Source organism: Chitinophaga eiseniae, assembly GCF_900167135.1.
Lineage (GTDB): Bacteria > Bacteroidota > Bacteroidia > Chitinophagales > Chitinophagaceae > Chitinophaga > Chitinophaga eiseniae.
In genome coordinates, this window is the sequence record NZ_FUWZ01000002.1 from 584,651 (window position 1) to 608,949 (window position 24,299).

Below are 24,299 nucleotides of genomic sequence, written 5' to 3' on the forward strand. Positions count from 1 at the left end.
TCATCCTCATCCTCATCCTCATCCTCATCCTCATCCTCATCCTCATCCTCATCCTCATCCTCATCCTCATCCTCATCCTCATCCTCATCGTCGTCGTCATCCAATCCGGCTTCATCATCTTCTGAAGGCACTTCCAGGGCGTCTTCCATTATTCCGTCAGGATCTTCGTCGCCGTGTTCGTCTTCAGTTGTTTCCGTATCTCCGGTGGCTTCATCGTCAATGGCGGGAGTTTCTTCCGGTTCATCCGTTTCCGGGGCTATTTCCTCGTCGGTAGACATATCTGTTTCTTCCCCGGTAATTTGGGCGCCTTCAGCCGCCACGTCTTCGCCGGTGGGTGTTTCGTCCTGTTCCTCATCGGTTACTTCGGGAACGGCGGCATCTTCCGGGACCGGAGCGTCTTCGGTGACCTCTTCTGTGGTATAGGTATTAAAGGCGATGATTTCATCGTCCGGTTCGACTTCTTCGTCTTCCGCTGCGGGCAGTTCTCCGGTGGACTCCAGCTGGTCCAGCTCATGGTCCGGGTCCAGCAGTTCACCGTCTTCGGAGACCATCATAGTGTGAGTAGTTTCCGCTTCAGCCTGGTCTCCGCGGCCGATGGTGGCGGTATCGTCGTTAATCAGCGTGGGCTGCACGAGATCTTCTTCGAAGAGTTCTTTGAGCTTGGGCAAATCGGCAGCGGAATTGATACCGAAATAATCCATAAAAGAACGGGAAACAGTATATAGTAAGGGTTTACCGGGCAGATCTTCACTACGCCCGGAGATAACGATCAGTTCTTTCTCCAGTAGTTTCTGGATGGAATAGTCTGTGCTGACGCCGCGGATATATTCGATTTCCCCTTTGGAAATCGGCTGACGGTAAGCGATGATGGCCAGCGTTTCGAGAGCGGCGGTGGACAGGCGTTTCAGGAATTTATCCCCGTTGAGCTGGGCCACGGTCTGATAATATTCCTTTTTGGTCATGAATTGGTATCCGCCGCCGCTGCTGCGGATCTCGAAGGCGTAGAATTCAGAGCTGTATTTTTCCCTGATGGCTTCCATGGCTGCTTCTACCTGCTCCAGCGTGGCGCGGTCTTCCAGGAATGCCAGCGCGTTATTGAGCAACTCCACTATTTCCAGCAGGGGTAAGGGGCGATCGGCTGCAAAAATAAGTGCTTCCACATGTGGGATGAGCTGTGATATTTCCATGTTGCTATCAGAGGTGTGAATGACAAAAAAAGGTCAAAGACTAAAAATACAGTCTTTGACCCTAATCTGAAAATATTTCAATATTCAGTATTGACGTAGTGTTATCAACCTGCCAGTGCAGCGGCGCCGCTCACGATTTCTGTCAGCTCGGTGGTAATGGCGGCCTGACGGGCACGGTTGTAGGAAATCTTCAGTGTACGCAGCAGTTCCTGGGCGTTTTCAGTAGCCTTGTCCATGGCAGTCATACGAGCGCCGTGTTCAGAAGCGTGGGAGTCCAGTACCGCTTTGAAGAACTGGGTGTTCAGGATTTTCGGCATCAGTTCTGCGATCAGCACTTCTTTTTGTGGTTCAAAGATGAAATCTGCTTTCAGTTTGCTGTTTTCGTCGTTTTCCACTTTGGCGATGGGCAGGAACTGTTCGGAAACATATACCTGTGTGGCAGCGTTTTTGAATTCGCTGTAGATGATTTCCACCGCATCGTAAGTACCATCAACGAAACCGTTCAATGCTACAGAAGCTGCCTCTTTCACGTTTTCGAAGGTGAGGCTGCCGAACAGCTGCCAGTATTTGTCGATTACTCTGTAACCGTTCTGGGCAAAATGCTCATACCCTTTTTTACCGATAGGCAGTATTTCTACTTTACCTTCTTCAAACTGCTCCTGGTACTTCTCGCGGATCACGCGTTTAGCCGTTTTGATCAGATTGGAATTGAAGGCGCCGCACAGGCCTCTGTCTGAAGTGATCACCACAATCAGTACTTTTTCAACCGCACGCTGTGCCGCCAGGGGGGTGCTGATATTGCCTTCGCTGTTGGAAACAATATTCTGCAGCATTTCCTGGAGTTTCAAGGCGTAAGGACGCATCAGTAAAATGGCATCCTGTGCACGTCTTAATTTCGCAGCACTCACCATTTTCATGGCTTTTGTGATCTGCTGACCAGATTGAATAGATTTGATTCGGTTACGAACTTCTTTAAGCTGTCCGGACATATATTTTAATCAATTACGGAATGACAAATTACTTTGACGATCATGCATTCAGGCTGTTGATTTCCTGAATTTGGCTGCAAAGGTAAGCAATGAAGGTATAATTTGAAAATCCGTGAGGAAGATAATTAGACCTTTCTTTTAAGATCTAATTATCAATTATATATAAATATAAAAATATTCGACTAAATATTATAGGGTGATCGTGGTGCCCAGTACCTGCAGAAATGCTGCAATCCACTGGGGATGGGCGGGCCATGCCGGTGCGGTTACCAGTTTACCGTCTACCACCGCTTCGGTCACGTTAACAGACACGTAGGTGCCGCCTGCCGCGGTTACCTCCGGCGCCACCGCTGGGTAAGCCGTCAGTTTCTTGCCGCGCACCACATCGGCAGCGGTCAGGATCTGGATACCATGGCAAACAGCGGCCACCGGCTTATCTTCTGTAAAGAAGTGCCGGGTCAGCTCGATCACGTTCTTATTGAGCCGCAGGTATTCGGGCGCCCGTCCACCGGCAATCACCAGCGCATCATACTCACCGACTGAGATATCGGCAAAAGTAGCGTTCAGCACAAAACCGTGACCGGGCTTCTCGGTATAGGTCTGGTCCCCCTCGAAATCGTGGATAGCTGTTTTTATCTTATCGCCGGCAGCCTTGTCAGGGCATACCGCGTGTACCTCGTGCCCAATCATTTGCAGCATCTGGAAAGGTACCATGGTCTCATAATCTTCCGCAAAATCTCCTGTCAGCAATAAAATCTTCTTCTGTGCCATATGGTTACTTTTTTAAGTGCTTCAAGATACACAAAATAACGGGATAAAAGCAGGCGCTCCGGACGTATTGCCCGGAGCGCCTGTTAAGAAATCATGAAGTGATGGTTAGTAACCTTTGTTCTGCGGGAAGGGGGTAGACGATCTGTCTATCTGGTCCTGCGGAATAGGGCGCAGCAAATGATGTTCATCGATATTGGCGGATGCTTCCGGGTTGTGCTTCCTTACTCTTTCCAGCAGTTTACCGGTCCGTTTCAGGTCAAACCAGGCCAGTTGCTCCCCGATCAGTTCCCGACCTCTTTCGTCCAGCAGGAAATCGATATTGATATCGGTGGCGGCTATTTTCATGGCCAGCTGGTGGGCCTGGGTTTCTGCGGGCGTAGTGCCCTGGCGGGCAGCTCTCATGCGCACGGCATTCACCATATCAGCGGCCCCCTGTGCATTGCCCAGTTTGTACAGGGCTTCGGCTGCAATCAGGTAAGTTTCTGCCAGGCGGAAGGCGATGAAAGGCCTTACGCCGGATGCCTGGTTGTCGGGCCGCAGGGCGTCGGCAAATTTATTGAGCGACGGATACAGCTTCTCCGTGTATTTATCGGAGCCCACCAGCAGGTAATGTTTGCTGGCTACTTCCGCCGGCGTTACCGGACGGCCCGGCATGTATACGGCGGTATCGCCCATTTTCATCATCCATGGGGTGGTGACCGGCTTGTTTACAAACCAAACGGTGGTGAACCATTTTTCGTAGCGGGTATCATGCACTCTTTCCTTGTAGAGGGTATCGATCAGGAAACCGGTTGGCTTAAAGCGTTTCCAGGGCGTACCATTGGGCAGGTCGCGCTGCATACCGGCCAGCACATCGTACTGCATGAGGAAGAAACGGCAGGCGTTATTGTCCGGCGACGCATACAGCGGATCGGTGGTGTATTGCGCAGCGAAGATGGTCTCTGTATTCTTTTCATTACCCTGCGCCCATACTTTTCCGGGATCGTCCAGCAGTTTTAAGTCATAATTTTTGATCACGCCTTCTGCGTATTTGTCGGCATTGGCATAATCATCCGGTTTGGCATCGGGCGAAGATGCACGGGTAAGGTATACCCTTGCCAGCAGATGCTCTGCAGCAGGTTTGGTGGCGCGCCCCCAGTCGCTCTGCGTAGGTGGCAGGTATTGTGCCGCCCTCGTCAGATCAGCGATAATGGCCTCGTATACTTTGGTGGTGGAATCGCGGGTGGCTTCGGTATTGATCACTTTATTTTCGTGCAGCCGTAAGGGTATGTTACCGAAAGTCTGCATCAACAGGAAATGGTACTGCGCTCTGCAGAACAGCGCTTCTCCCACGCCTTTGGTTTTGGTGGCGGAGTCGATGCCCTGTACCAGGTCTGCGCGGTCCACTGCCACGTTACAGTTATTGATCGCCTGGTATAAACCGTTCCACAAGTCCCTCACGTGGTCGTAACGGGCATCCAGCTGTGAGGTATACTGGTTGGCGAACTTGAAGTTCCCGTCGGAGCCGTTGGTGTAAGTGTCTGTTCCGGCAACGGTGAGGGTCATGCCTCTTTCGGTGCTGTAGAAGATGCGCATACCGGCGTAACCCGCATTTACGGCGGTGGTGAAGCCGTTGCGCGTATTATAGAAATCGTCGGTTGCGTTGGAAACCACATCTTCCTCCAGCATTTTGTTACACCCGGTACCGGCGAGTGCGGTTAATGCTAATGCCCACAAGATATTTTTCATGTTGAATGTTTTTGATTGAAAAAATTAGAACCGTGCATTCACACCAAACTGCAGCATCCAGGTGGCGGGAGCGTCAATACCGATAACGTTCACATCTTCAGGATCTACTCCTTTGTATTTCTGCCTGTATGGCGCCAGGATGAGCGGTTGTTTTACGCTTACGTTGAAGCGCAGGCCCTGCATCTGCATCCGTTTAACGGTGGCTTCAGGCAACGCATAGCTGAGGGATATGTTCCTGATTTTAAAGAAGGAGCCGTCGAAATAGCTGAGTGACTGGTAGTTGACCGGGCGTTCCTGGTTGGCGTTGGGCCTCGGGAAGTCGTTGGTCGGATTGGAGGGCGTCCAGTAGTTGATGTTCAGGTTATTGAAACGGCCGAACAGGGTATTGGTATTTTGGTAGAAATCACTTTTCACCATACCGCCTATTCGAGCAAAAGCTACGACGGACAATTCGAAGTTTTTATACGAGAGCCGCTGGGTCATGCCGGCAGTCCAGTCGGGCTGCGGTGTACCGAGTATTTTACGATCGCTGGCGTCGATTTTCTTATCGCCGTTGGTGTCTTCTACTTTGATTTCTCCCGGTTTGGGCTTATAGTTCAAACCATCGTATTTATCACCTGTCTGCCAGATGCCGATTTTGTTATAATCGTAATACACGTAGGTAGGCTGACCAACAAACCAGCCATTGCCGATATCTTCTTTTTTACCGCCCATCAGTTCCAGGATTTTAGACCGGTTGCGGGAGAAGTTCACGTCCATGCTCCAGTTAAATCCATTGGGATTGTCGATGATGATACCGGTCAGTGCAGCTTCCCAGCCGGTGTTGCTGGTAGCGCCTACGTTCTGCAGCACGCTGTTAAACCCGTTGCTGTAGGGCAGCAGGAAAGGCATGAGCAGGTCGGTGGTTTTCTGTTTATAGAAATCGATGGTACCGGTCAACCGGTCTTTAAAGAAGCCGAAATCCAGCCCTGCGTCGAAGGAGGTGGTCGTTTCCCAGGTGAGGTTGGGGTTACGCAGCATTTGCGGCGTATAGCCCAGTACGCCTTTTCCGCCGAAGGAGTATGGGATGCGGGCCAGCAGACCTTGTGTAGCATACGGATCGATACCGGTGTTACCGATGCGGCCGAAGCTGGCGCGCAGCTTCAGGTGGCTGACGTTACGGCTGCTTTTCAGGAATTGTTCGTTGCTCATATTCCAGGCGGCGGCGATGGAGGGGAAATACCCCCATTTCTGTCCGGGAGCGAAGCGGGAGGAACCGTCCGCACGCATGGTGAGGGTAACGAGGTAACGGTCGTCGTAGCCGTAGTTGAGGCGTCCCATGTAAGACAGGATGGTCCAGGTGCCGAGGCTGCTGCCTACGCCGGTCACGTTCATGGCCTGACCAAGGTTGTAATATTCCTGTGCTTCCACCATTACGCCGCGTACATTGGCGGTGGAGCTGTCGCCTCTTTGTCTTTGTACGCTGTATAAACCGGTGAAGCCGATGTTGTGTTTCTTATTAAATGTTTTGTTGTAGGTGACAACGTTTTCCACGGTGTATGCAATCGTTTCGCCGCTGGTTTTGGAGGCGGTAGCATCCCCACCGCCAATGAGGAGGTCGAAGTTATTCTTACCCTGGAACCGGCCGTAGTTGAATTGAGAGATATCCGGGCCAACGTTGAGCCGGTATTTCAGTCCGTCGATAATTTCCACTTCACCATACAGACTGGTAAAAAGGCGAAAACGTTTGCGGTTTTCGACACGGTTACCGTTTTCATAGTCGAGCAACGGGTTGGGCAGGTTGCTGTCATTGTTCGGGAAGGTGATGAGGTTACCGTTGTCATCGTAGGGAGAGGAGATAGGAAGCATACGGATGGCGTTATTGATACCATTGTAGGTTTCTCCTTTGCGGTTGCTGTAGGATGCCAGCATGGTGGCGCCGACTTTCACGCGGGAGCCGATCATCTGATCGAGGCTGATATTGATGTTATAGCGCTCATAGCTTTGCAGTTTCAGAACGCCCTGGTCTTTGAAGTAGCCAAGGCCGACGGCGTATTTGGTTTTCTCCGTGCCACCGTTCACCCCGATGGAGTGGTTGGTTTGGTAGCCGGTAGAGAGGAGCAGTTTTTGCCAGTCGGTGCTGGTCCCTTTCTGGATGCCGGCGTATTCCTGGGGAACAAAGATGGCTTTGTCAGACGAGTCGCGGTTGTTGTCATTATATCTGCCGATGGTGCGGTAGGCTTCGCGGCGCATTTCTGCGAACTGTGCGCCATTCATCAGGTCTGTCTGTCCGAGGTTTTTCACCATGCCGTAAGAGCCGGAATAGGTCACTACCGGCCGGCTGGTTTTACCGCGGGTGGTGGTGATCAGCACTACGCCGTTAGCGCCGCGGGAGCCATAGATGGCGGTAGCGGAGGCGTCTTTGAGGATCTCCATGGACTGGATCGTACCAGGACCGATATCGTTCAGGCTGCCGGAATAGGGGATGCCGTCTATCACGTAGAGCGGATCGTTACCGGCGGAGAGAGAACGGGTACCGCGGATGCGGACGGTGGGTTCATCTCCGGGCTTGGCGCTGTTGCTGACCACGTCCACGCCTGGTGTGCGGCCTTGCAGCGCCTGCTGGGCGTTGGTTACCGGCACTTCCTGTATTGCTTTACTGCTGACAGAGGCGATGGAGCCGGTCACATCTTTTTTCTTTTGCTGTCCGTAGCCTACCACTACAATTTCTTCCAGCTTTTTCTGGTCTTCTTCCAGCACGATGCTGATAACACCGCGGCCGGTGACAGGCTCTTCATGCCGGGTATAGCCGATGAAGGAAAAAACAAGGACCGCACCGGAGGCGTTGGGGACCTGCAATTTAAAGTGTCCATTGGCGTCGGTCTGTGTACCGGAAGTACCGCCTTTAACGGCGACTGTAACGCCTACCAGGGGGGACTTATCTTTTGCCAGTACATTCCCCTCCACTTGTTTGGATTGTGCTTGAGCGAGCTGATGGCATAGCAGCAGGCATAACGCTGCAAAACATAAGCGTGAAATCCTATTCATAACGTTTATCAGTTTTTCAAAAATGGAAATTGGGTACTAACTTATCCAGCCCAAAATAGTAATTATTTGCAGAGATGCAAACGATTGCAATTTTGGAGCAGTATTTTTTTTAGATTGAAAAGTGGAAGGAAGGGAGAGAAATGATTCTCAGTATAGGAGACAGGAAGTTTTTTCGGGCGCAGGATTTTTTAAAAAAATTTTCCGGTAGCGTTTCTGAAACGAGCCTGGTACATGGCATAACAAGCACTAATCCAGTTTAAAACACTTTTTCAATTGCGAAAACAAAGTATCAGGTTTTACGTGCTGCAATCCCATGCTTTTAATCATAGTACTGTCTGGTAAGTCATTCTTTATCAGCTCGATAAAATATTGTAAATCGTCAAAAATGGTGGGAGGAAGTTCAAAATTATCATTGTCCGTCAACAGCGCGCTTAACCGGAAAATATCTGCTTTATGCTTTTTGATATTTTTTGTGTCAATATTTTCGCCTTGCTCCTTCCTTTTTATCATATCCAGGTATGCTCTGGCCTTGAGACATATTAACGCCTCGATATTGGCCCTGTGAAGTTCAGACTCCCTGGAACAATGTTGCAACGTATAATAATAGTAGTCATCATTCATTAAAATAGCCGACAAGCTAGATAGCTCCTTATCGTCAACAGGTATCGCCGTGAGATGGGAGTTCGGTCGGACATCAAGCAAATCCGGCACTCTCGAGAAAAGCTCTATCTGAAAGGGATAGTCTGAGTTTTCAGGTTCCCTGAACCGATAATATTTGCGGTCTGTTTCACTTTTTTCCGCTTTTTTGTAACCAGCCTCCCGGACAAAGAGCCAGAACTGTGCTACAAATTCGGGTGTCAATGCCTCAACGACAAGTATAATATCGATATCCCTCGTTGCCCGGGCAGTAAGTCCGGCGCTACTAATGACAATATCACAAGCGGTGCCACCTATGATGATGTAATTATCTGTATACGCGTTAAAATAGTTTCTAAACGCCGTGATGCCGTCTACCATATAAATTTTTCAATTATTTGATCAAGTGCCATTTCAATACGTTCGTCCTCATTGTCCTTCAAACTGAGAAATAGCGACAGCGGGTCTACATTTGAATCTTCCGTGATACCATATGTGAGTACATACGGATCATACTTCCATACTTCAAGACAAATCTGCCCTTCATCCGGGTTTTCGTTTACCAGTGCTCCGGCTGCCCTCAAATGATAGTAGTGCTTCTTTTCGATGGCATAGTATTGTTGCGCTCCGGGGTTCATGTCGCTATATTCGGGAAGCGCAGAAACATTACTGGCCAGCACTCGTTTATCAGGTATTTTATCTATAAAAACCTCTTTTAACACTGGCGTTACAAGATGTTTCTGTGCCATATGCCAAAGCGCAGGCCTGTCTTCTTTAAAAACGATGTTCTTCTCCTTAGACCCTTTTATATCACACAAATCGAACTTCTTTAGATTTTCTGCTGCCATGGAAATTGCTGTGGGTGTATAATTAAACTTTTTGGCAATTTCCTTCAGGGTCAAATCTGTTAGTTGAATTTTGCTATGCCGATGTAACATATAGTAGAGAAAAAGTTGCTGTGCCGAGGGAATAAGTGTATCCGTCTTATTTCCATAATTCCTGGAAAATCGTTCTCGCAAATCAATTAACAACTCAGGCAGAAACAACTGCTTACCCGGAACAATAAAGTTTATTTTTTTCTCAATAAGGCGGCGCCTGGTATAGCTTTGCATCTCTTCCATTACCAGTACAACTTTCCTTTGGAAAATGTCCGCGATAGTCTGTAAGTGTTTCTCTGTCCGCTGGGTATGGAAGTCCAGGTCCTGTTTTAATGCCATCAATATGACCGGATAGCCCCAAAACTCCCCCTGACTTATGTGATATTCTTCTTTTATATATAAGGGTAGTAAAGCCAGTGCCTCTTTGGGTACATCGGCCAGCGTAAAGTGATTACCCAATATATCTTTTATGTATCTTTCAAGCTCCATTTACAGGCGATAATAAAGTTATTTTTATCTAATAAAGTTACTTACTTTATTACAAAAAACTAACTTTATTGTTCTTTTTTACCCTACCGTGTCATCAAAGTTCGTTAGTTTACCTTCCTGAAGCAGCACAAGCATTTTAGGAAAGATTTATTTTGCAATCGGTTGTAAAAATCATTTTCATTGTTTATTTTGACGTCCTCATTCCAGTATAAAAGTTATGAAAAAGACGATTTTATTATGTGGCAGCCTGCTTTGTATGTACGGCAGCATGTTTGCACAAAAGGGCCAGTGGCAGACACTTTTTAATGGTAAAGATCTGAACGGCTGGAAACAGCTCGGTGGCAAAGCCGTATACAATGTAGAGGACGGGCAGATCGTCGGTACCACGGTTACCGGCACGCCCAACTCCTTCCTGGCTACCAATAAGGAATACGGCGATTTCATCCTCGAGCTGGAATTTAAACTGGGCGCCCCTTTTAACTCCGGCATCCAGTTCCGCAGCCAGAGCCGCGACGACTATCAGAACGGCCGCGTATTTGGCTACCAGATGGAAATAGACCCGTCTGACCGCAAATGGAGCGGCGGCGTCTACGAAGAAGGCCGCCGGGGCTGGCAATACCCGCTGGAATTAAACCCTGCCGGGCAAAATGCCTTCAAACCGACCGACTGGAACAAATACCGCATCGAATGCCGCGGCCATGAAATCCGTACCTGGGTAAACGGCGTTCCGACCGCACACCTGGTAGATACGGCGCTGCCGAAAGGCTTCATCGCACTGCAGGTACATGGCATCGGTAAAAATACGGCCGACGAAAACAAACATATCTACTGGAAAAATATCCGTATCATCGACAAGCCGACGGCTTCCCAATATTCTCCATATGACAATATCTATGTGGTGAATAATGTGGATAACACCGTTTCCGGTCAACAGAAAAAGAACGGTTTCCAGCTGCTGTGGGACGGTAAAACTACCAAAGGCTGGAGAGGCGCCTACCGGAAGGACTTCCCCGCCAAAGGCTGGCATATCCAGGACGGTGTGCTGACCATTATGCACTCTAACGGCGATGAAGAAGGCAGCGGCGGCGATATCGTGACCGAAAAGGAATATGGCGCTTTTGAACTGGAATTTACCTTCAAACTCACGCCTGGCGCAAATAGCGGGGTCAAATATTTCGTAAATGAATCATATGAAACCGGCGGCAAATCGGCGATCGGGCTGGAATACCAGGTCCTGGATGACGAAAAGCACCCGGACGCCAAACTGGGACGTGACGGAAACCGGACGCTGGCCTCACTTTACGACCTCATGACAAGAAAACAGGAAAAACGTGCCCTGCTACCTATTGGAGATTGGAACAAAGGTCGTATTATTGTGTATCCAAATAACCACGTAGAGCACTGGCTGAACGGTTTTAAAGTATTGGAATATGAACGGGGCTCCCAAGCCTTCAAAGACCTGGTGGCGATCAGCAAATACAAAAACTGGAAGAATTTTGGTTTATGGCCGGTAGGACACATCCTGTTACAGGACCATGGTAATGAGGTGTCCTTTAAAAACATCAGAATTAAAGTATTGAAATAAACATATTTTTTATCTTTTTTTTCATTGTTCACTGTTCTAAATAAGCATTCCGATTCTTCGGAATGCTTTTTTGTTTTGGGGATTTGATTAAATTGTTTCCTTAATCCATACACAACATGAAATACGCCTCTTTATTGTTAGCGGGCAGTTTGCTGACGGCCGCCGCCTGTCAGCAGCAAGGTTCCCGCAACAGCCAACAAGCCCCGGGGGACTCCCTTCATCAGCTGGTGGAGCGCTACTACGACAGCAATATGGCCCTGCAACCACTTCAGGCCACTTTCAACGGTGACATGAGATACAATGACCAGCTGCCGGTAGATATTGGCGCAGACTTCCGTCATCGTGCCGATTCCTTTTATGCCGCCTATCAACAGGCTCTGAAAGGCATCGATACCGCTGGGCTGTCGGGCAACGACCGCATTACTTACGATATGCTGCAACGGGAGCTCGGACTCAACCGGGAAGCACTCACGTATCACGACTACCTGATGCCGGTACAGCAGTTCACCTGTCTGCCCATCACCCTGGCGCAACTGGGCTCCGGCTCCGCAGCGCAGCCATTCAAAACAAAGAAGGACTACGAAAACTTCATGCATCGCATGGAAGGCTTTGCTGCCTGGGCGGATACCGCTATAGCCAATATGCGGCAAGGCATCGCCACCGGTTATGTACTGCCGGAGAAACTGGTGATCAAAACACTGCCGCAACTGAAAGACCTGGCAAAAAAAGATACCGCCAACGTTTATTACGCACCACTCAAAACACTGCCGGACTCCCTCGATGCGGCCGCCAAACAGCAGCTGACAACCGATTATACGGCCGCCATCGAAAAATACATCCTCCCCGCATACGGGAAACTATATACTTTCATGCAAACCGAATACCTGCCCAAAGCCCGCAAAACCAGTGGCATTGAAGGTATTCCGGATGGCAGAAAATACTACGAGTATCTCGTGCGGTCCTGGACTTCCACCAACAGAACACCGGATGAAATCTATGCCCTCGGCGAACGCGAAGTAGCCCGCATCCGTGGGGAAATGGAAGAAGTGAAAAACAACGTCGGCTTCAAAGGCGACCTGGCCGCGTTCTTCACGGAAGTACGCAATGATAAAAAACTGCGCATCTTCAAAACACCCGGCGCCATCCTCGATTCCTTCAAGGCCATCGAAAATAAAATCATGCCCGGTGTCAAAAAAATGTATGGTCATCTCCCGAAATCCAAATTCGAGATCAGACAAACTGAAGCCTTCCGCGCCGCCTCTGCTTCCGCAGAATACCAGCCCGGTAATCCCGACGGCTCCCGTCCGGGCATCTTCTATGTGCCGATCCTGAATGCAGCTGAGTTCCCGTACCCCGGTATGGAAAGCCTCTTCCTGCATGAAGCAATTCCCGGTCACCATTTCCAGTTCTCCCTGCAACAGGAAAACGACTCCCTGCCTAAGTTCCGCCGCTTCACCTGGGTGGGCGCCTTCGGCGAAGGATACGCCCTGTACTGCGAAAGCCTCGGCAAAGAACTGGGCCTGTACACCGATCCGTATATGTACTTCGGCCGGCTGACCGACGAAATACATCGCGCTATTCGTTTAGTCGTTGACGTTGGTATGCACCATAAAGGCTGGTCACGCGAACAAGCCATCAAATATATGATGGACAACGAACCGGTGTCTGAACATGACGCCACCGCTGAAATAGAACGTTATATGGCCATCCCCGGCCAGGCACTCTCCTACAAAATAGGAGAACTGAAAATCCGTGAACTGCGGGAAAAATATACTAAGGCGCTGGGCGATAAATTCAGCCTCCCCGCCTTCCATGATGAACTGCTGAAAGACGGTTGCGTGCCGCTTTCTGTACTCGAACAGAAAATGACGCGGTTTTACGGTCAATAGGCATTTCTTTCTTACTGCACGAACGCCGTCCGACTACCTTAGCCGGGCGGCGTTGCTTTTACGATACCCACGGTTTCGTTTGCAACGTTCGTTGAGGACACATTGTTGTCCCGGAACTCGCACGCCGGGCCACAATGTTGTCCAAAGCCGTCAGTAGTTCGTTTTTTCCGTTGTGGGCAGCGCATTCCTCTCTTTTCAATGTTCCTCGACGCTATTTCCGTTTCTCTCAATGCAGGCCATTGACTAAATCAACTACGCGACCCTTCATCAAAATTTTATATCCTCCCTGAAATATTCTTGTTATTTTACCTCTGCAACCGATTGCTAAAAACATATTATTTCAATTGGAGAGATACGTTATGAAAAGAAGAGACTTTATCAAAACCACTTCCATGGCCGGAGTAGGGGCCGGGTTGACGATCCTGAACTTCCCGGTATTTGGCAAACAGGCGCCGAGCAATAAAATAGTATTGGGTGTGATGGGGGTTAACTCCCGCGGCAACTGGCTGGCCCAGGTGGCGGCCAAACTGCCGGGCGCAGCAATCGGCTACATCTGTGATGTGGAAGACGGCGCCATCGAAAAAGGCCTGAAAGCTGTCGCCGGCGCACAGGACCGCAAACCTGCGGTGATAAAAGATATCCGCAAACTGCTGGAACAAAAAGATTTCGACGCGCTGATAGTAGCGGCGCCCGACCACTGGCACGCTCCCGCCGCCATCATGGGCACTGCTGCCGGTAAACACGTATATGTAGAAAAACCCTGCTCCCATAATCCCCATGAAGGTGAATTACTGGTAGCAGCAGCGAAAAAATATAACCGCCTCGTGCAAATGGGCAACCAGCGCCGCTCCTGGCCCAATCTGCAACAGGCCGTCAAAGAAGTAAAAGAACAGGGCATCCTCGGTAAAGTACACTACGGACGCGGATGGTACGTCAACGACCGTCAACCTATCGGCGTGGGCAAAAAAATCCCGGTGCCTTCCACCCTCAACTGGGACTTGTGGCAGGGCCCTGCGCCACGTAAAGACTACCTGGATAACATTGTACACTACAACTGGCACTGGCGCTGGCATTGGGGCACCTCCGAAACCTGTAATAACGCTACCCACGAACTGGACTGTCTTCGCTGGTTCATGGACCTGGAATACCCCACGAAAGTCACCTCCGCCGGCGGCCGTTACTCATTTTCGGGAGACGACTGGGAGACGCCTGATACCCAGACCCTGAACTTCGAATTTGAAGGCAATAAAGCCGTTGCCTGGGAAGGCCGCAGCTGCGACCCCTTCACCCTGGAAGGCAGTGGCCGCGGATTCGCCATCTTCGGCGAACAGGGCGCACTGTACAATTCCGGCGGCGACAGCTATAAAATCGTGGACAATAAAAACAAAGTGGTAAAAGAAGTGAAGCAGGCCGCTAATCCTAACCAAAGCGTGACCAACACGGTAAGTCCTGCCGGCGAATTCTATGACGCCGTTCACATCAACAACTTCCTCGAAAGTATCCGCGGAAAAGCCACCCTCAACTCTGAAATCAATACCGGTTATAAAAGCACGCTCCTTTGCCTGCTGGGCAACATTGCACAGCGCACAGGAAGGGTATTGCACACCGATCCCTCCAATGGCCGCATCCTCAACGATGCCGAAGCCATGAAACTATGGAGCAGGGAATATGAAAAAGGCTGGACGCCTAAAATATAATCAGTGGTCCGCCCCCGTTTTGGGCAGCAGGTATTTGGCGATGTCGAAACTGGGCGGGGGCGGATCTTCTATATAGGCGCTTTCAATGGCTTCCCGGGAAGGATACAGCTTAAACCCCTTCTGCCACACCGGCTGGGTACGGTCTTCTTCTTCCAGTCCCGGTGTCACTTCCAGCTTCAGCTTATGAAATACGGCAGCCAGGCAGTTTTCCAGCCGCGGCGCATTCAGCTCCGCCAGCCCTATCTGCCATTTATAGTTATCTGCATCATCCTGTACCACCGGCACCCAGATGTTTTTGGTGGTAGCGATCTTAAAACTTCTCTCGGTAAACCGCAGGTCTGCCACCTGCACCATGTCTTTCAGCACCGCTTCTTCCCCGTTGGGTAATTTCACGATCCCGTGGCCATAAACAGACAGTTTCTGCTTTACCACCCGGGACCGCACCCATTGCCGTATCTCCGCCACAATATCATCGATACCTGTACCGGAAAACTCAAACTTCCTGGACCGGTTCAGGTTAGTGGGTATTAACAACTGTGCCGTCTGCAATATCTCCAATACACGGTGGATATCCTCAAAAATCCGCTCGTCGGGAACGCCGATCGTGTTGTAATCTTCATAGATATGCTGGTCCGGGTCCTTGTACAACCATTGCAAGGAGTAATCAGCATTGGGGAAATCCACTTTCTTTGTCATATCACAATTTAACTGCTATACGTTAGCGGTATGAAAATAACGAATATTCAGTTCATTAGCTTTATAGACTATCAATAAATATAATATATTGTTATCTCCCATAACTTTTAGTTATCGTTATAATTAATCAATGCCCCCTACTTTTGATGAACCTGTAATTGAGACAAACCAACCACCAACCATTAGTTTGCACGTTCCCGAAGGAGGGATGATTAAATGGAGTATTTACAACAATCCAACTACCTGCCAGTATTGGTCATAGGGGTAGTAGTCGGTTATTTATCGGGCCTTTTAGGCAAAGGCGGCAGTGCCATCAGTACTCCTGCGCTACAGATTTTTGCGGGTGTAAATCCATTTTTTGCCCTCGCATCCCCGTTACCGGCATCTATTTCCAGTACCCTTTCCGCCACGGCGGTATATAGCCGGGAAAAGCTGTTCAACAAACGGGTGGTGGTATTGGGAGCGGCCTTCGGGGTACCGGCCACCATATTGGGCTCCTGGTGCAGCAGCTATCTGCCGGGGAAAACGCTGATGATCATGACGGCGCTTTTCATCGTAACACTGGGTGGTTCTCTGCTATACTCCTACCTTCGCCACAAGGGGGCTTCTGTGGAAACACCGGTCAACAGCAACGATATTAAGGCTTCTCAAATTGTGGGAGCTGCTTTGTTTATAGGGTTTCTTTCGGGCCTGCTGGCCAATGCGGGAGGTATCCTGTTCAGCACTTTCTTTATCCGCCGGCTGAAAATGCCTATCAAACAGGCGCTGGCATGTGCGGTCATCCTTTCTGCGGTGCTTTCCGTTCCCGGCGCCATCACACACTGGTGCCTCGGGCATATCGACTGGAACATTGCACTACTGCTTTCCCTGACCGCCTTCCCGGCCTCCTACCTGGGCGCCAGAACGGCAGTAAAAATGAAGACCCCGCTACTCGAAAAGTTATTTGCGGGCACACTCGTTGTCTTCGGCCTGTACGACATCTTCTTCACACTCTGGAAATAAACCATCAGGCATTCAGCTTGCGGAGCTTTTCAATGGCCTCCTGCTCATACGGCGGTAAAGTCCCAAGGATAAGATCATAGGCATCATGCAGGAAATGCTCCAGCTCCGGGCCCGGCATAATATCCTCCTGTTGCAGCTGCACCCAGTGGTAGCGCGCCAGATACGGCGCCGGCACAATACCCCGTTTCGCTATCAGCTGATGATACTGGTTAGGCGTGCATTTGAAAGAAATGCGGTGCGGCGGGTCGAGAGAAATCATACAAAATAACTTCTCGCCTACAAAAAATCGCAGTTCGTTGTCCCACTTTTTCTCAGTGGTAACGGCCGGTAAAGACTGGCAATAATCAAGGGCATTGTCAAACATAGCAGCAGGTTTAAACATAGTTTATATTCCCGTTTTTGAACGGATACCACAATTAGAATCTCACCACAAACAGGCATAAAAATATGCCAAGTGTGGAATGGGTGTTTGCTGTAAATAGAGATGAAACTGCCTTATAAAAATAACGAATTAATTGCAGAAAATAACGCGTCAAAAGCGTGCAGAAGCAGGGAATTAACCAGATTTTAATACGATTTGCGTCCCGGTGCGGCTACCGTCGTTTGGATGACGGCTGTCCGGTGCGGGTGGAATATCACCGGGGGTAACGGCCCCTGTAGCCTGCTGCTGAATGGTAACAGGCTACAGTTCAGTGTCTTGTCACATTTATACTTACAGAGGGAATTTAGTTCACCAACTGGTTCCATATTACCTCATACACGTCGATCGCCTGCAGCTGGTTTTGCCGGAAGGGTTGTTTGCTGATCACCACAGCGTGATTGGCCGGGTTTTCCTCCAGGCGGCCATGCGAACCCTTGATCAGCGTGGCATCCAGCGGGATCACGTTCATCAGGTACCGGAACCCGAGCTTTTTCTTCAGCAGCTTGGCGGCGGCTTTCAGCTTGATCAGCGGGTCGGCAGGATTCATAAACATCTCCACCGGGTCATATCCCGGTTTACGGTGAATGTCCACAATACGGGCAAAATCGGGCGCCTTATTATCATCCAGCCAGTAGTAGTAGGTAAACCAGCTGTTGGCATCGGCCACCAGCACCAGGTCGCCGCTGCGTTCATGGTGCAAATGGTGCTGCCGTTTCCCTTCCCGGTCCAGCACCAGCTCTACGCCGGGCACTTTTTGAACGAGATCGCGCACCTGCTTGTAACAGGAGGGGTCGTTGACGTAAATATGCGCTATCTGGTGATCTGATACGGCAAAAGCTTTGGAAGCGCCGGCATCCAGCAGTTCCAGCCCCCTCTCCACACGCACGGCAATCAGCCCTGCTTCGCGCAGCACCCGGTTGATATGCACCGGATGACTCACATTGGTGATACCATACTCCGACAAAACGATCGGGTCGCAACCTTTCTGCTGGTAATGGGTGATCAGCTGCCGGCACACGCCATCGATCTCCTGCAGCTCTTTGGCAATGCCTGCCGGGTCCTGCCCGAATTTCTGCAGACAGTAGTCGAGATGCGGCAGGTAAATAAAGGTCAGCGTGGGATCATAACGCTTGTCTGTCAGGATAGTAGCGTCGGCAATCCATTGGGAAGACCTGATATTGGCAGTAGGCCCCCAGTAGTTGAACAACGGGAAAGGCCCCAGTTCCTGCGTCAGGTAATCGCGCAGTGTATCCGGAGTAGTATAGCAGTCGGGGATCTTACGGCCGTCTGACAGGTAATTGGGACGGGGCGTCAGGGAGTAGTCCACATTGGCGTACATGTTGTACCACCAGCACATTTGTGCCACGGTAAAAGAAGGGTCCAGGCGGCGGGCCTTGTCCCATATCTTGGATGCCTCCACCAGCCTGTTGGACTGTTTCCAGAATTTGATCTCACAGTCGGTACGATCATACCATCCATTCCCTACGATACCATGTTCGCTGGGCCACTTACCGGTCAGATAGGTACTCTGCACCGACGTGGTGACGGCCGGTAACATAGGGGCTACAGTAGCCACATGCCTTTGCTCCGCATATGCTTTCAGAAAAGGCATATGTTCCAGCAAGGAGGAAGATAGTCCTACAACATCTAATACGACTGTTTTTCTCATAGATACAACCAACGTTTCTTTTTCCGGTATAAAGCTATTAAAACAATTAGGAATTACGAATTTGCGATGACTTTTTTGATCCAGTTAAGCTCTCTCGACACAGACGCCGCCATTTCTTCTTTCAGGCCTGGCGGCAGCACGTCCCAGGTATAGGTTTCCGCCTCCATATGCGCGGTGAACGGTTGTTGCCGTTGTAATTCCAACACCCTCACAATATCCGGTTGTGTGGAACGCAGTACCTCATAACTTTCGGCAAACAGCGGTACATGGAAATGAGAGCGCCATTCCATTACGGCCGGGTTGTCCGCGTCTTCCAAAGCCTGTGGCAGGTCGGGGTAGCGTACCAGGGCGCCGTCGGCCTTTCTGCCGATCACCTGGTGCAGGTACACAGGCTCGTTGAACTGGCGGAAGGCGTCGATCACTTTTTTACGTTGATCTGCATCCGCAGGCAGGTCGGCCTTCAGCGCGGCGCTGATTTGCAGTTTACCCACTTTAAGGCCGTATTGCCGCAGCTGCTCCAGCACCCGCTCCGGCGCTTCATATTCCAGCGCGAAGTGACAAACATCATAACAAAGCTGCACGTGGTTTTTGATGATGGCGGCTGCTTCGGCTTCGTCCACCCGCAGCTTGTCCATGATAAACGGGATACCGGCCGGCAGCAGGGCCCCCATATACCAGCCGATATATTCGGCGGTATCTTCCAGCAGGCCATCCGGCTCGGGTTCCACATCGAGGTGCATCAGCGGGCCGCCGCCACGATGGATGCGGGCCAGCTGTTCCACCACCAGCAGCATATTCAGGGTGGCGCTTTCGGTGAAGGAATTCTTTTCTTCTTCACAGCGGTTGCACCAGTACTTGTAGGATAAGGGAGAAGTGGAGATACCGCCTTCCATTCCCTCCGGCAGCAACGCCGCCAGCAGGCGAAACAGGCGGATAGTATACGCTACTCTGTCAGCTTGTGTCCAGTCGGGCGCGTGCACCTGGTCTTTCACCACGGTATGGTGAAAACCGCCATAGGGGAAACCATTCATCGTAAATACGTAACAGTTCTCCTGTTGCAGCCACGCTTTGAAAGCCTGCAGGTTTTCTTCCTTTGTCAGCTCCAGGCTGGCAGTATTCGCCAGGCGCAGGCCGATGCCAAAGGGCTGGTCCGGCGCCACCTGTTGCTTAACGGCGGGTATATATTTCCGGAGCTGTGCAAAATGGTCTTCCCATTTCTCTCCGGGATGAATATTGGTACAATAGGTCAGATGTCCGTATGCTGTTTTCATGACTGTAGTTTTTGGCAGATGTCTGCTGCCTTGTACAGCATATCCAGGTCTATATGATGTATTTCCGCGCCTCTTCCGATAGCCCGCAACAAGGAGATCGTGAGCTGTCCGCCGAGATGCTCGCGGAACTCCTCCAGGCCGGCAATCACCGGAGATGGTTCGTTATCCTGCTTTTGCAGCAGCGGGTGCCAGATGGGCAGCTGCATAGCTTTGAGCACATGGATAATACGGAGCATCGCCGCTTCGTCGATCCATCCTAACAGGAAGGAATACACGCTATCGAGTGCAATACCGATAGATACTGCTTCTCCGTGCCGCAGGGAGAACGCTGTGAGCTGTTCCAGCTTGTGTGCGCTCCAGTGGCCGAAGTCCAGCGGGCGGGCGGAGCCGCTTTCAAACGGATCGCCGCCACCACCGATATGGGCCATATGCAATGCGGCACAACGGCAGATCAGTTCTTCCATGGCCGGCATATCGCCGTTGGTAAGGGCTTCCGCTTTTTTCTCCATCCATTCAAAGAAGGGCGCGTCGCGGATAAGCGCCACTTTCACCGCTTCCACCATGCCGGAGCGCCAGTCGCGCCCGTCCAGCGTAGTCAGGAAAGTGCTGTCATTAAACACGGCTGCCGGTGGGGCGAATGAGCCGAGGAAGTTTTTCTTGCCTTTGTAATTGATCCCGTTTTTCACCCCTACGCCGGAATCATTTTGTGATAATACGGTGGTAGGGATACGGATGTGTTTCACGCCCCTGTGGGAGATAGCGGCCGCAAAACCGACAAGGTCCAGCAGGGACCCGCCACCGATGCCGATTACATAGGAATGGCGGTCGATACCATGCTGATCGATGGCATCCACCAGGGAGAACAGCTGTGACAGGTCGTTTTTCACACTTTCTCCGCCGGTGAGCGTAATCATTTCCGGTGCCAGCCGGAAGCCGCGCACCTGCATCAGGTAGCGGGAAATCTTTTCGGCGAGGCCGGGGTGACTGGCAGCTACGCCTCCGTCGAGGACCACCAGTAATTTCTTTTGAAACGCTGCATCCGCTTTAGACTCGAGGAAGGCTGACAAACAGGTGTTGGTCGGATCAAATAAATTTCCTGAAAAAAAGACCCTGAAAGAAAAGTTAACGTCGAATTGTTGTTGAATGTACTCCATGGCTTAGTTCCGCTTGCATCAATCTTAAAAAATTCAATAGCCTTTAAAAGTACACATAAAAATGAGATATTTCCATAAAGAATAAGGCTCCGGGAACGGAGCCTTTTTTGGGGTTCTACCTGTTTGTTGTTATCGGTATGCAATAGAGAAATGGTTCATTACTGGTTGCAAAGAAACCCGCTTTCAAGGGCGTATTTAACGGTACAAACCATTATTTTAAAAATTGCGTATTTCTACGGAGTCGCCCGCTGCCACGGCAAAACCTTACCAGCAGGCCGCTGCCATGCCGTACAGGGGTAAATACGGTCAGCTGCTGTTTCCGCTCATCCAGCTACCTGTTGTGTATGACCGGGGAAATGAAGATATTTACCTTTCGATGCAACCGCCTCCGGGCTTGTTGCTGGCCAACATATTTTGTTTGTTTGGATAGATTTCCGGCGGAAGCCCCCCAATGTTGTTAGCCCTGTAACTCGGATAGTTTTCATACTTCTCTTGTTGCACATAATAGATCTGATTGTTAACAGGTAAGCGCATTAAGCGATGTTTAAAAAAATATTGTTTGCTGTCTGTCTGATGGCCGGGCTTTGCTCATCTGCCCGGGCTTTCAATACAGCAGCGCAGGACAGCCTTTTCAGGGTACTGCAGCACCAAAAAGCTGATACCGGCCGGGTAAATACCCTGATTGCTTACGCCATGAGTTACATGCCGGACAGCATACAGAAGGCGGATGGAATTTTCAAAGAAGCCCTCCGGTTAAGCCGGCAGCTTGGTTATGCCAAAGGCGTAGCCGATTTCGCCTGTTACTATATGTTCATACAGGACATGCAGGGCCGGTATGAAGAATCGTTGTTCATGGTAGACAATGCGGTAAAGATCTATGCAGCCCTCCGGGATACCGTCAGCCTGATGCGTGCGCTCAGCTTCAGCGGCAATGAACATCACCAGCTGGGCCATTTTACGGCGGCGGCCAGCCGTTACCTCGAAGCCCTCAAATTGTCCGACGCCACTAAAGACAGCCTTTTCTCCGGTCTGATGAACAACAATCTGGCGACTGTTTTTATTGTACTGAAAGACTACAACAAAGCATTTCAATATGCCGAAAAGGCTTACCACAACGGGATCTCCATCGGCAACCAGCGCCGCACCACCTCCTCCCTGATCACGATGGGTTCCTGCATGTTAGTCCAGAAACGCTACCAGGAAAGCGAACAGTATTACTTAAAATCGCTGGAAGTTGGACGGGGGCTGGACGACAGCGCCTATGTGCTGAAAGCGTACGTGAACCTGGGCAACCTGTATTTTGAACAGGACAAAAGGCCGCAGGCCTACCAGTACTATACCCGGTCGCTGGAGCTGTCCGGCAAGTACCCCGATCAGGAACTGCTGACCTATATCTACCTGGGTTATAGCCGGGAGTTATTTAACCTCAAAAGATACAGCGAAGCATTGTCTTACGTGGAGCAGGCCATCACGATGGCTCGCCGGTACAAAGCCACCAACGAGCTGAGATGGGGGTATCTGGTGGCTTCCAACCTGAAGGCCACCCTGGGGCATTATGAGCAGGCTTTCGCCCTGCGCGAACAATTTGAAGAGCTCAACGATTCGCTCTCCGGCGAAGCCGCCCGCAACAATGTGGCGCTGCTGGAAATGCAATACCAGTCAGAGAAAAAAGACCGTGAGCTCACGGCCAAAGAACTGCAACTGGCCCGTAAGGACCTGCAGTTACAACAAAAGAACAGATGGATTTTCGTCTTCCTCATTTTTGCCGTGGCGCTGCTGGCGCTGGTGATCGTCATCTGGCAGCGGTTAAGGCACCGCCATCATCTGCAGGAACAGCAGTTGCATACCATGGAAGCGGAGAAAACGGTACAGGTGCTGGAAGCCATGATACAGGGCGAAGAAAAGGAACGCACCCGGCTGTCGAAAGATCTGCATGATGGTGTAGGCGGATTACTGTCTGCCGTAAAAATGCATTTCGGCGCCCTGAAACACGATCGCCCCTCTTTAAAGACAGACACCAGTTTCAGTCATGCCATGGGCATGCTGGACGACGCCATCGGTGAGGTGCGTAAAACAGCCCATAACCTGATGCCGGAACTACTGGCCAGAATGGGACTGGCAGAAGCGGTCCGCTTTTATTGCCGCAACGTTAGCCATTCAAAACATTTGGCTATTTCGTGTTATGCGCCGGATAACATTGGCCGCTTCAAAGCCAACTTTGAACTGTCTGTATACCGGATCGTGCAGGAACTGGTCAATAATATCATCAAACATTCCCAGGCCACCGAAGCGCTTGTGCAGCTCACCCGGCAGGACCAGCTGCTGACCATTACTGTGGAAGACAACGGTATCGGGATGCAGGAAATACAGGAGACACAGCCCGGCATGGGACTCAACAGCCTGCAATCGAGGATCAGGGCGCTGAACGGCAACCTGGAGATTGCGGCCGCGAACGGACAAGGGACTACCGCTTATATAGAATTTAATATCGCGATTATGCAACTGGCAGAAATAGGATAGCTGCCCCAATTACTCTTTATGAAGATAAAATTAGCCATTACAGACGATCATCTGTTGGTCATCAATGGTTTAAAAGCCATGCTGGCGCCTTATCCGCACATTACGATCGTATATGAAAGCAATGCAGCCACCACACTGATGGAAGCATTACCCGCCGCACAACCCGATGTCCTGTTGTTAGACATACAAATGCCTGATATTGACGGACTGGAACTGTGCAAACTGGTGCATAAAAATCACCCGGACATCAAAATCATTGCGCTTACCAACTTCATGGAATCGCATTATATCAAGCAGATGCTGCGCAATGGCGCCAGCGGCTACCTGCTGAAAAACACCGACCAGGAAGCACTGGTAGCCGCTATAGAGCAGGTATACAACGGAGAGCAGTTCCTGGATGCCGGCATCAAACAGCAGTTACTCCATGAAATGCTGACGGGGCAACGGTCTTCCGGTTATGAGATTCCGCTTACCCGCAGGGAGAAAGAGATTTTACAACTGATCGCGGAAGAACATTCCAATCAACAGATAGCAGAGAAACTATTTATCAGTCTCCGTACCGTAGAAACCCACCGGCTTAACCTCACGCAGAAGCTGGCCGTGAAGAACACTGCCGGGCTGGTGAAGGAAGCGATCAAAAGGGGGCTGGTAGATTGATAACGAATCAGCATGTCCCTGACGAGTGGGCGG

19 protein-coding genes are annotated in these 24,299 nt (G+C 50.5%); 7 read left to right on the forward strand and 12 right to left on the reverse strand.

All coding sequences use genetic code 11. From position 1 onward, the window contains the following. The 7 genes from scpB to B5D63_RS11920 all read right to left on the reverse strand — a co-directional run. A partial coding sequence (gene scpB / locus B5D63_RS11890) for an SMC-Scp complex subunit ScpB (RefSeq protein WP_235021518.1) occupies positions 1–1,187 on the reverse strand: 1,187 nt, incomplete at its 3' end. Positions 1,188–1,291: 104 nt separating this feature from the next. Then, the gene (gene atpG, locus B5D63_RS11895) at positions 1,292–2,176 is read right to left on the reverse strand and encodes an ATP synthase F1 subunit gamma (protein ID WP_078669024.1); all 885 of its coding nucleotides are present in this window, start codon (positions 2,174–2,176) and stop codon (positions 1,292–1,294) included. Between the two features lie 189 nt (positions 2,177–2,365). Next, positions 2,366–2,947 carry a DJ-1/PfpI family protein gene (locus B5D63_RS11900; protein WP_078669025.1) on the reverse strand — a complete coding sequence of 194 codons (582 nt, stop codon included), beginning with the start codon at positions 2,945–2,947 and terminating at the stop codon, positions 2,366–2,368. A 105-nt stretch (positions 2,948–3,052) separates the two neighbouring features. Beyond that, on the reverse strand, positions 3,053–4,675 hold the full coding sequence (locus tag B5D63_RS11905) for a RagB/SusD family nutrient uptake outer membrane protein (RefSeq protein ID WP_078669026.1): 1,623 nt from the start codon (positions 4,673–4,675) through the stop codon (positions 3,053–3,055). 24 nt (positions 4,676–4,699) lie between these two features. Next, positions 4,700–7,702, reverse strand: a complete 3,003-nt coding sequence (locus B5D63_RS11910; RefSeq protein ID WP_078669027.1) for a SusC/RagA family TonB-linked outer membrane protein — start codon at positions 7,700–7,702, stop codon at positions 4,700–4,702. Between the two features lie 246 nt (positions 7,703–7,948). Then, positions 7,949–8,719 (reverse strand): hypothetical protein, encoded by a 771-nt coding sequence (locus B5D63_RS11915; RefSeq protein ID WP_078669028.1) that lies wholly within the window; start codon positions 8,717–8,719, stop codon positions 7,949–7,951. After that, entirely contained in the window at positions 8,713–9,705 is a 993-nt protein-coding gene (locus tag B5D63_RS11920) for a hypothetical protein (protein WP_078669029.1), read from the reverse strand. Before B5D63_RS11920 ends, B5D63_RS11915 begins: the two co-directional genes overlap by 7 nt. Positions 9,706–9,922: 217 nt before the next feature. Here B5D63_RS11920 and B5D63_RS11925 point away from each other — a divergent pair, with 217 nt between their 5' ends. From B5D63_RS11925 to B5D63_RS11935, 3 genes are all read left to right on the forward strand, one after another. Next, the gene (locus B5D63_RS11925; RefSeq protein WP_078669030.1) at positions 9,923–11,290 is read left to right on the forward strand and encodes a 3-keto-disaccharide hydrolase; all 1,368 of its coding nucleotides are present in this window, start codon (positions 9,923–9,925) and stop codon (positions 11,288–11,290) included. 116 nt (positions 11,291–11,406) lie between these two features. Further along, positions 11,407–13,179, forward strand: coding sequence for a DUF885 domain-containing protein (locus B5D63_RS11930; protein ID WP_078669031.1), 1,773 nt, complete (start codon positions 11,407–11,409; stop codon positions 13,177–13,179). A 359-nt stretch (positions 13,180–13,538) separates the two neighbouring features. Beyond that, complete coding sequence (locus B5D63_RS11935; protein ID WP_078669032.1) at positions 13,539–14,876, forward strand: Gfo/Idh/MocA family protein; 1,338 nt, start codon at positions 13,539–13,541, stop codon at positions 14,874–14,876. On the opposite strand, the gene B5D63_RS11940 is transcribed toward B5D63_RS11935, so the two are convergent. Further along, complete coding sequence (locus tag B5D63_RS11940) at positions 14,877–15,572, reverse strand: hypothetical protein (protein ID WP_078669033.1); 696 nt, start codon at positions 15,570–15,572, stop codon at positions 14,877–14,879. Positions 15,573–15,788: 216 nt separating this feature from the next. Between B5D63_RS11940 and B5D63_RS11945 the strand changes: the two genes are divergently transcribed. Continuing rightward, complete coding sequence (locus tag B5D63_RS11945; protein WP_078669034.1) at positions 15,789–16,574, forward strand: sulfite exporter TauE/SafE family protein; 786 nt, start codon at positions 15,789–15,791, stop codon at positions 16,572–16,574. 4 nt (positions 16,575–16,578) lie between these two features. On the opposite strand, the gene B5D63_RS11950 is transcribed toward B5D63_RS11945, so the two are convergent. The 4 genes from B5D63_RS11950 to B5D63_RS11965 all read right to left on the reverse strand — a co-directional run bounded on the left by B5D63_RS11950 (position 16,579) and on the right by B5D63_RS11965 (position 21,089). Then, on the reverse strand, positions 16,579–16,938 hold the full coding sequence (locus B5D63_RS11950; RefSeq protein ID WP_159455994.1) for an MmcQ/YjbR family DNA-binding protein: 360 nt from the start codon (positions 16,936–16,938) through the stop codon (positions 16,579–16,581). A 361-nt stretch (positions 16,939–17,299) separates the two neighbouring features. Further along, on the reverse strand, positions 17,300–18,664 hold the full coding sequence (locus tag B5D63_RS11955; protein WP_078669036.1) for an alkaline phosphatase family protein: 1,365 nt from the start codon (positions 18,662–18,664) through the stop codon (positions 17,300–17,302). A gap of 53 nt (positions 18,665–18,717) precedes the next feature. Further along, entirely contained in the window at positions 18,718–19,935 is a 1,218-nt protein-coding gene (eboE, locus tag B5D63_RS11960; protein WP_078669037.1) for a metabolite traffic protein EboE, read from the reverse strand. Beyond that, positions 19,932–21,089, reverse strand: a complete 1,158-nt coding sequence (locus B5D63_RS11965; RefSeq protein ID WP_078669038.1) for a 3-dehydroquinate synthase — start codon at positions 21,087–21,089, stop codon at positions 19,932–19,934. The genes eboE and B5D63_RS11965 overlap by 4 nt, the downstream gene beginning before the upstream one ends. A gap of 223 nt (positions 21,090–21,312) precedes the next feature. Here B5D63_RS11965 and B5D63_RS11970 point away from each other — a divergent pair, with 223 nt between their 5' ends. From B5D63_RS11970 to B5D63_RS11980, 3 genes are all read left to right on the forward strand, one after another. Beyond that, the gene (locus tag B5D63_RS11970) at positions 21,313–21,519 is read left to right on the forward strand and encodes a hypothetical protein (protein WP_078669039.1); all 207 of its coding nucleotides are present in this window, start codon (positions 21,313–21,315) and stop codon (positions 21,517–21,519) included. A 110-nt stretch (positions 21,520–21,629) separates the two neighbouring features. Continuing rightward, positions 21,630–23,609, forward strand: a complete 1,980-nt coding sequence (locus tag B5D63_RS11975) for a tetratricopeptide repeat-containing sensor histidine kinase (RefSeq protein WP_078669040.1) — start codon at positions 21,630–21,632, stop codon at positions 23,607–23,609. An 18-nt stretch (positions 23,610–23,627) separates the two neighbouring features. Beyond that, positions 23,628–24,266, forward strand: coding sequence for a response regulator (locus B5D63_RS11980; RefSeq protein ID WP_078669041.1), 639 nt, complete (start codon positions 23,628–23,630; stop codon positions 24,264–24,266). Positions 24,267–24,299 lie beyond the last annotated feature (33 nt).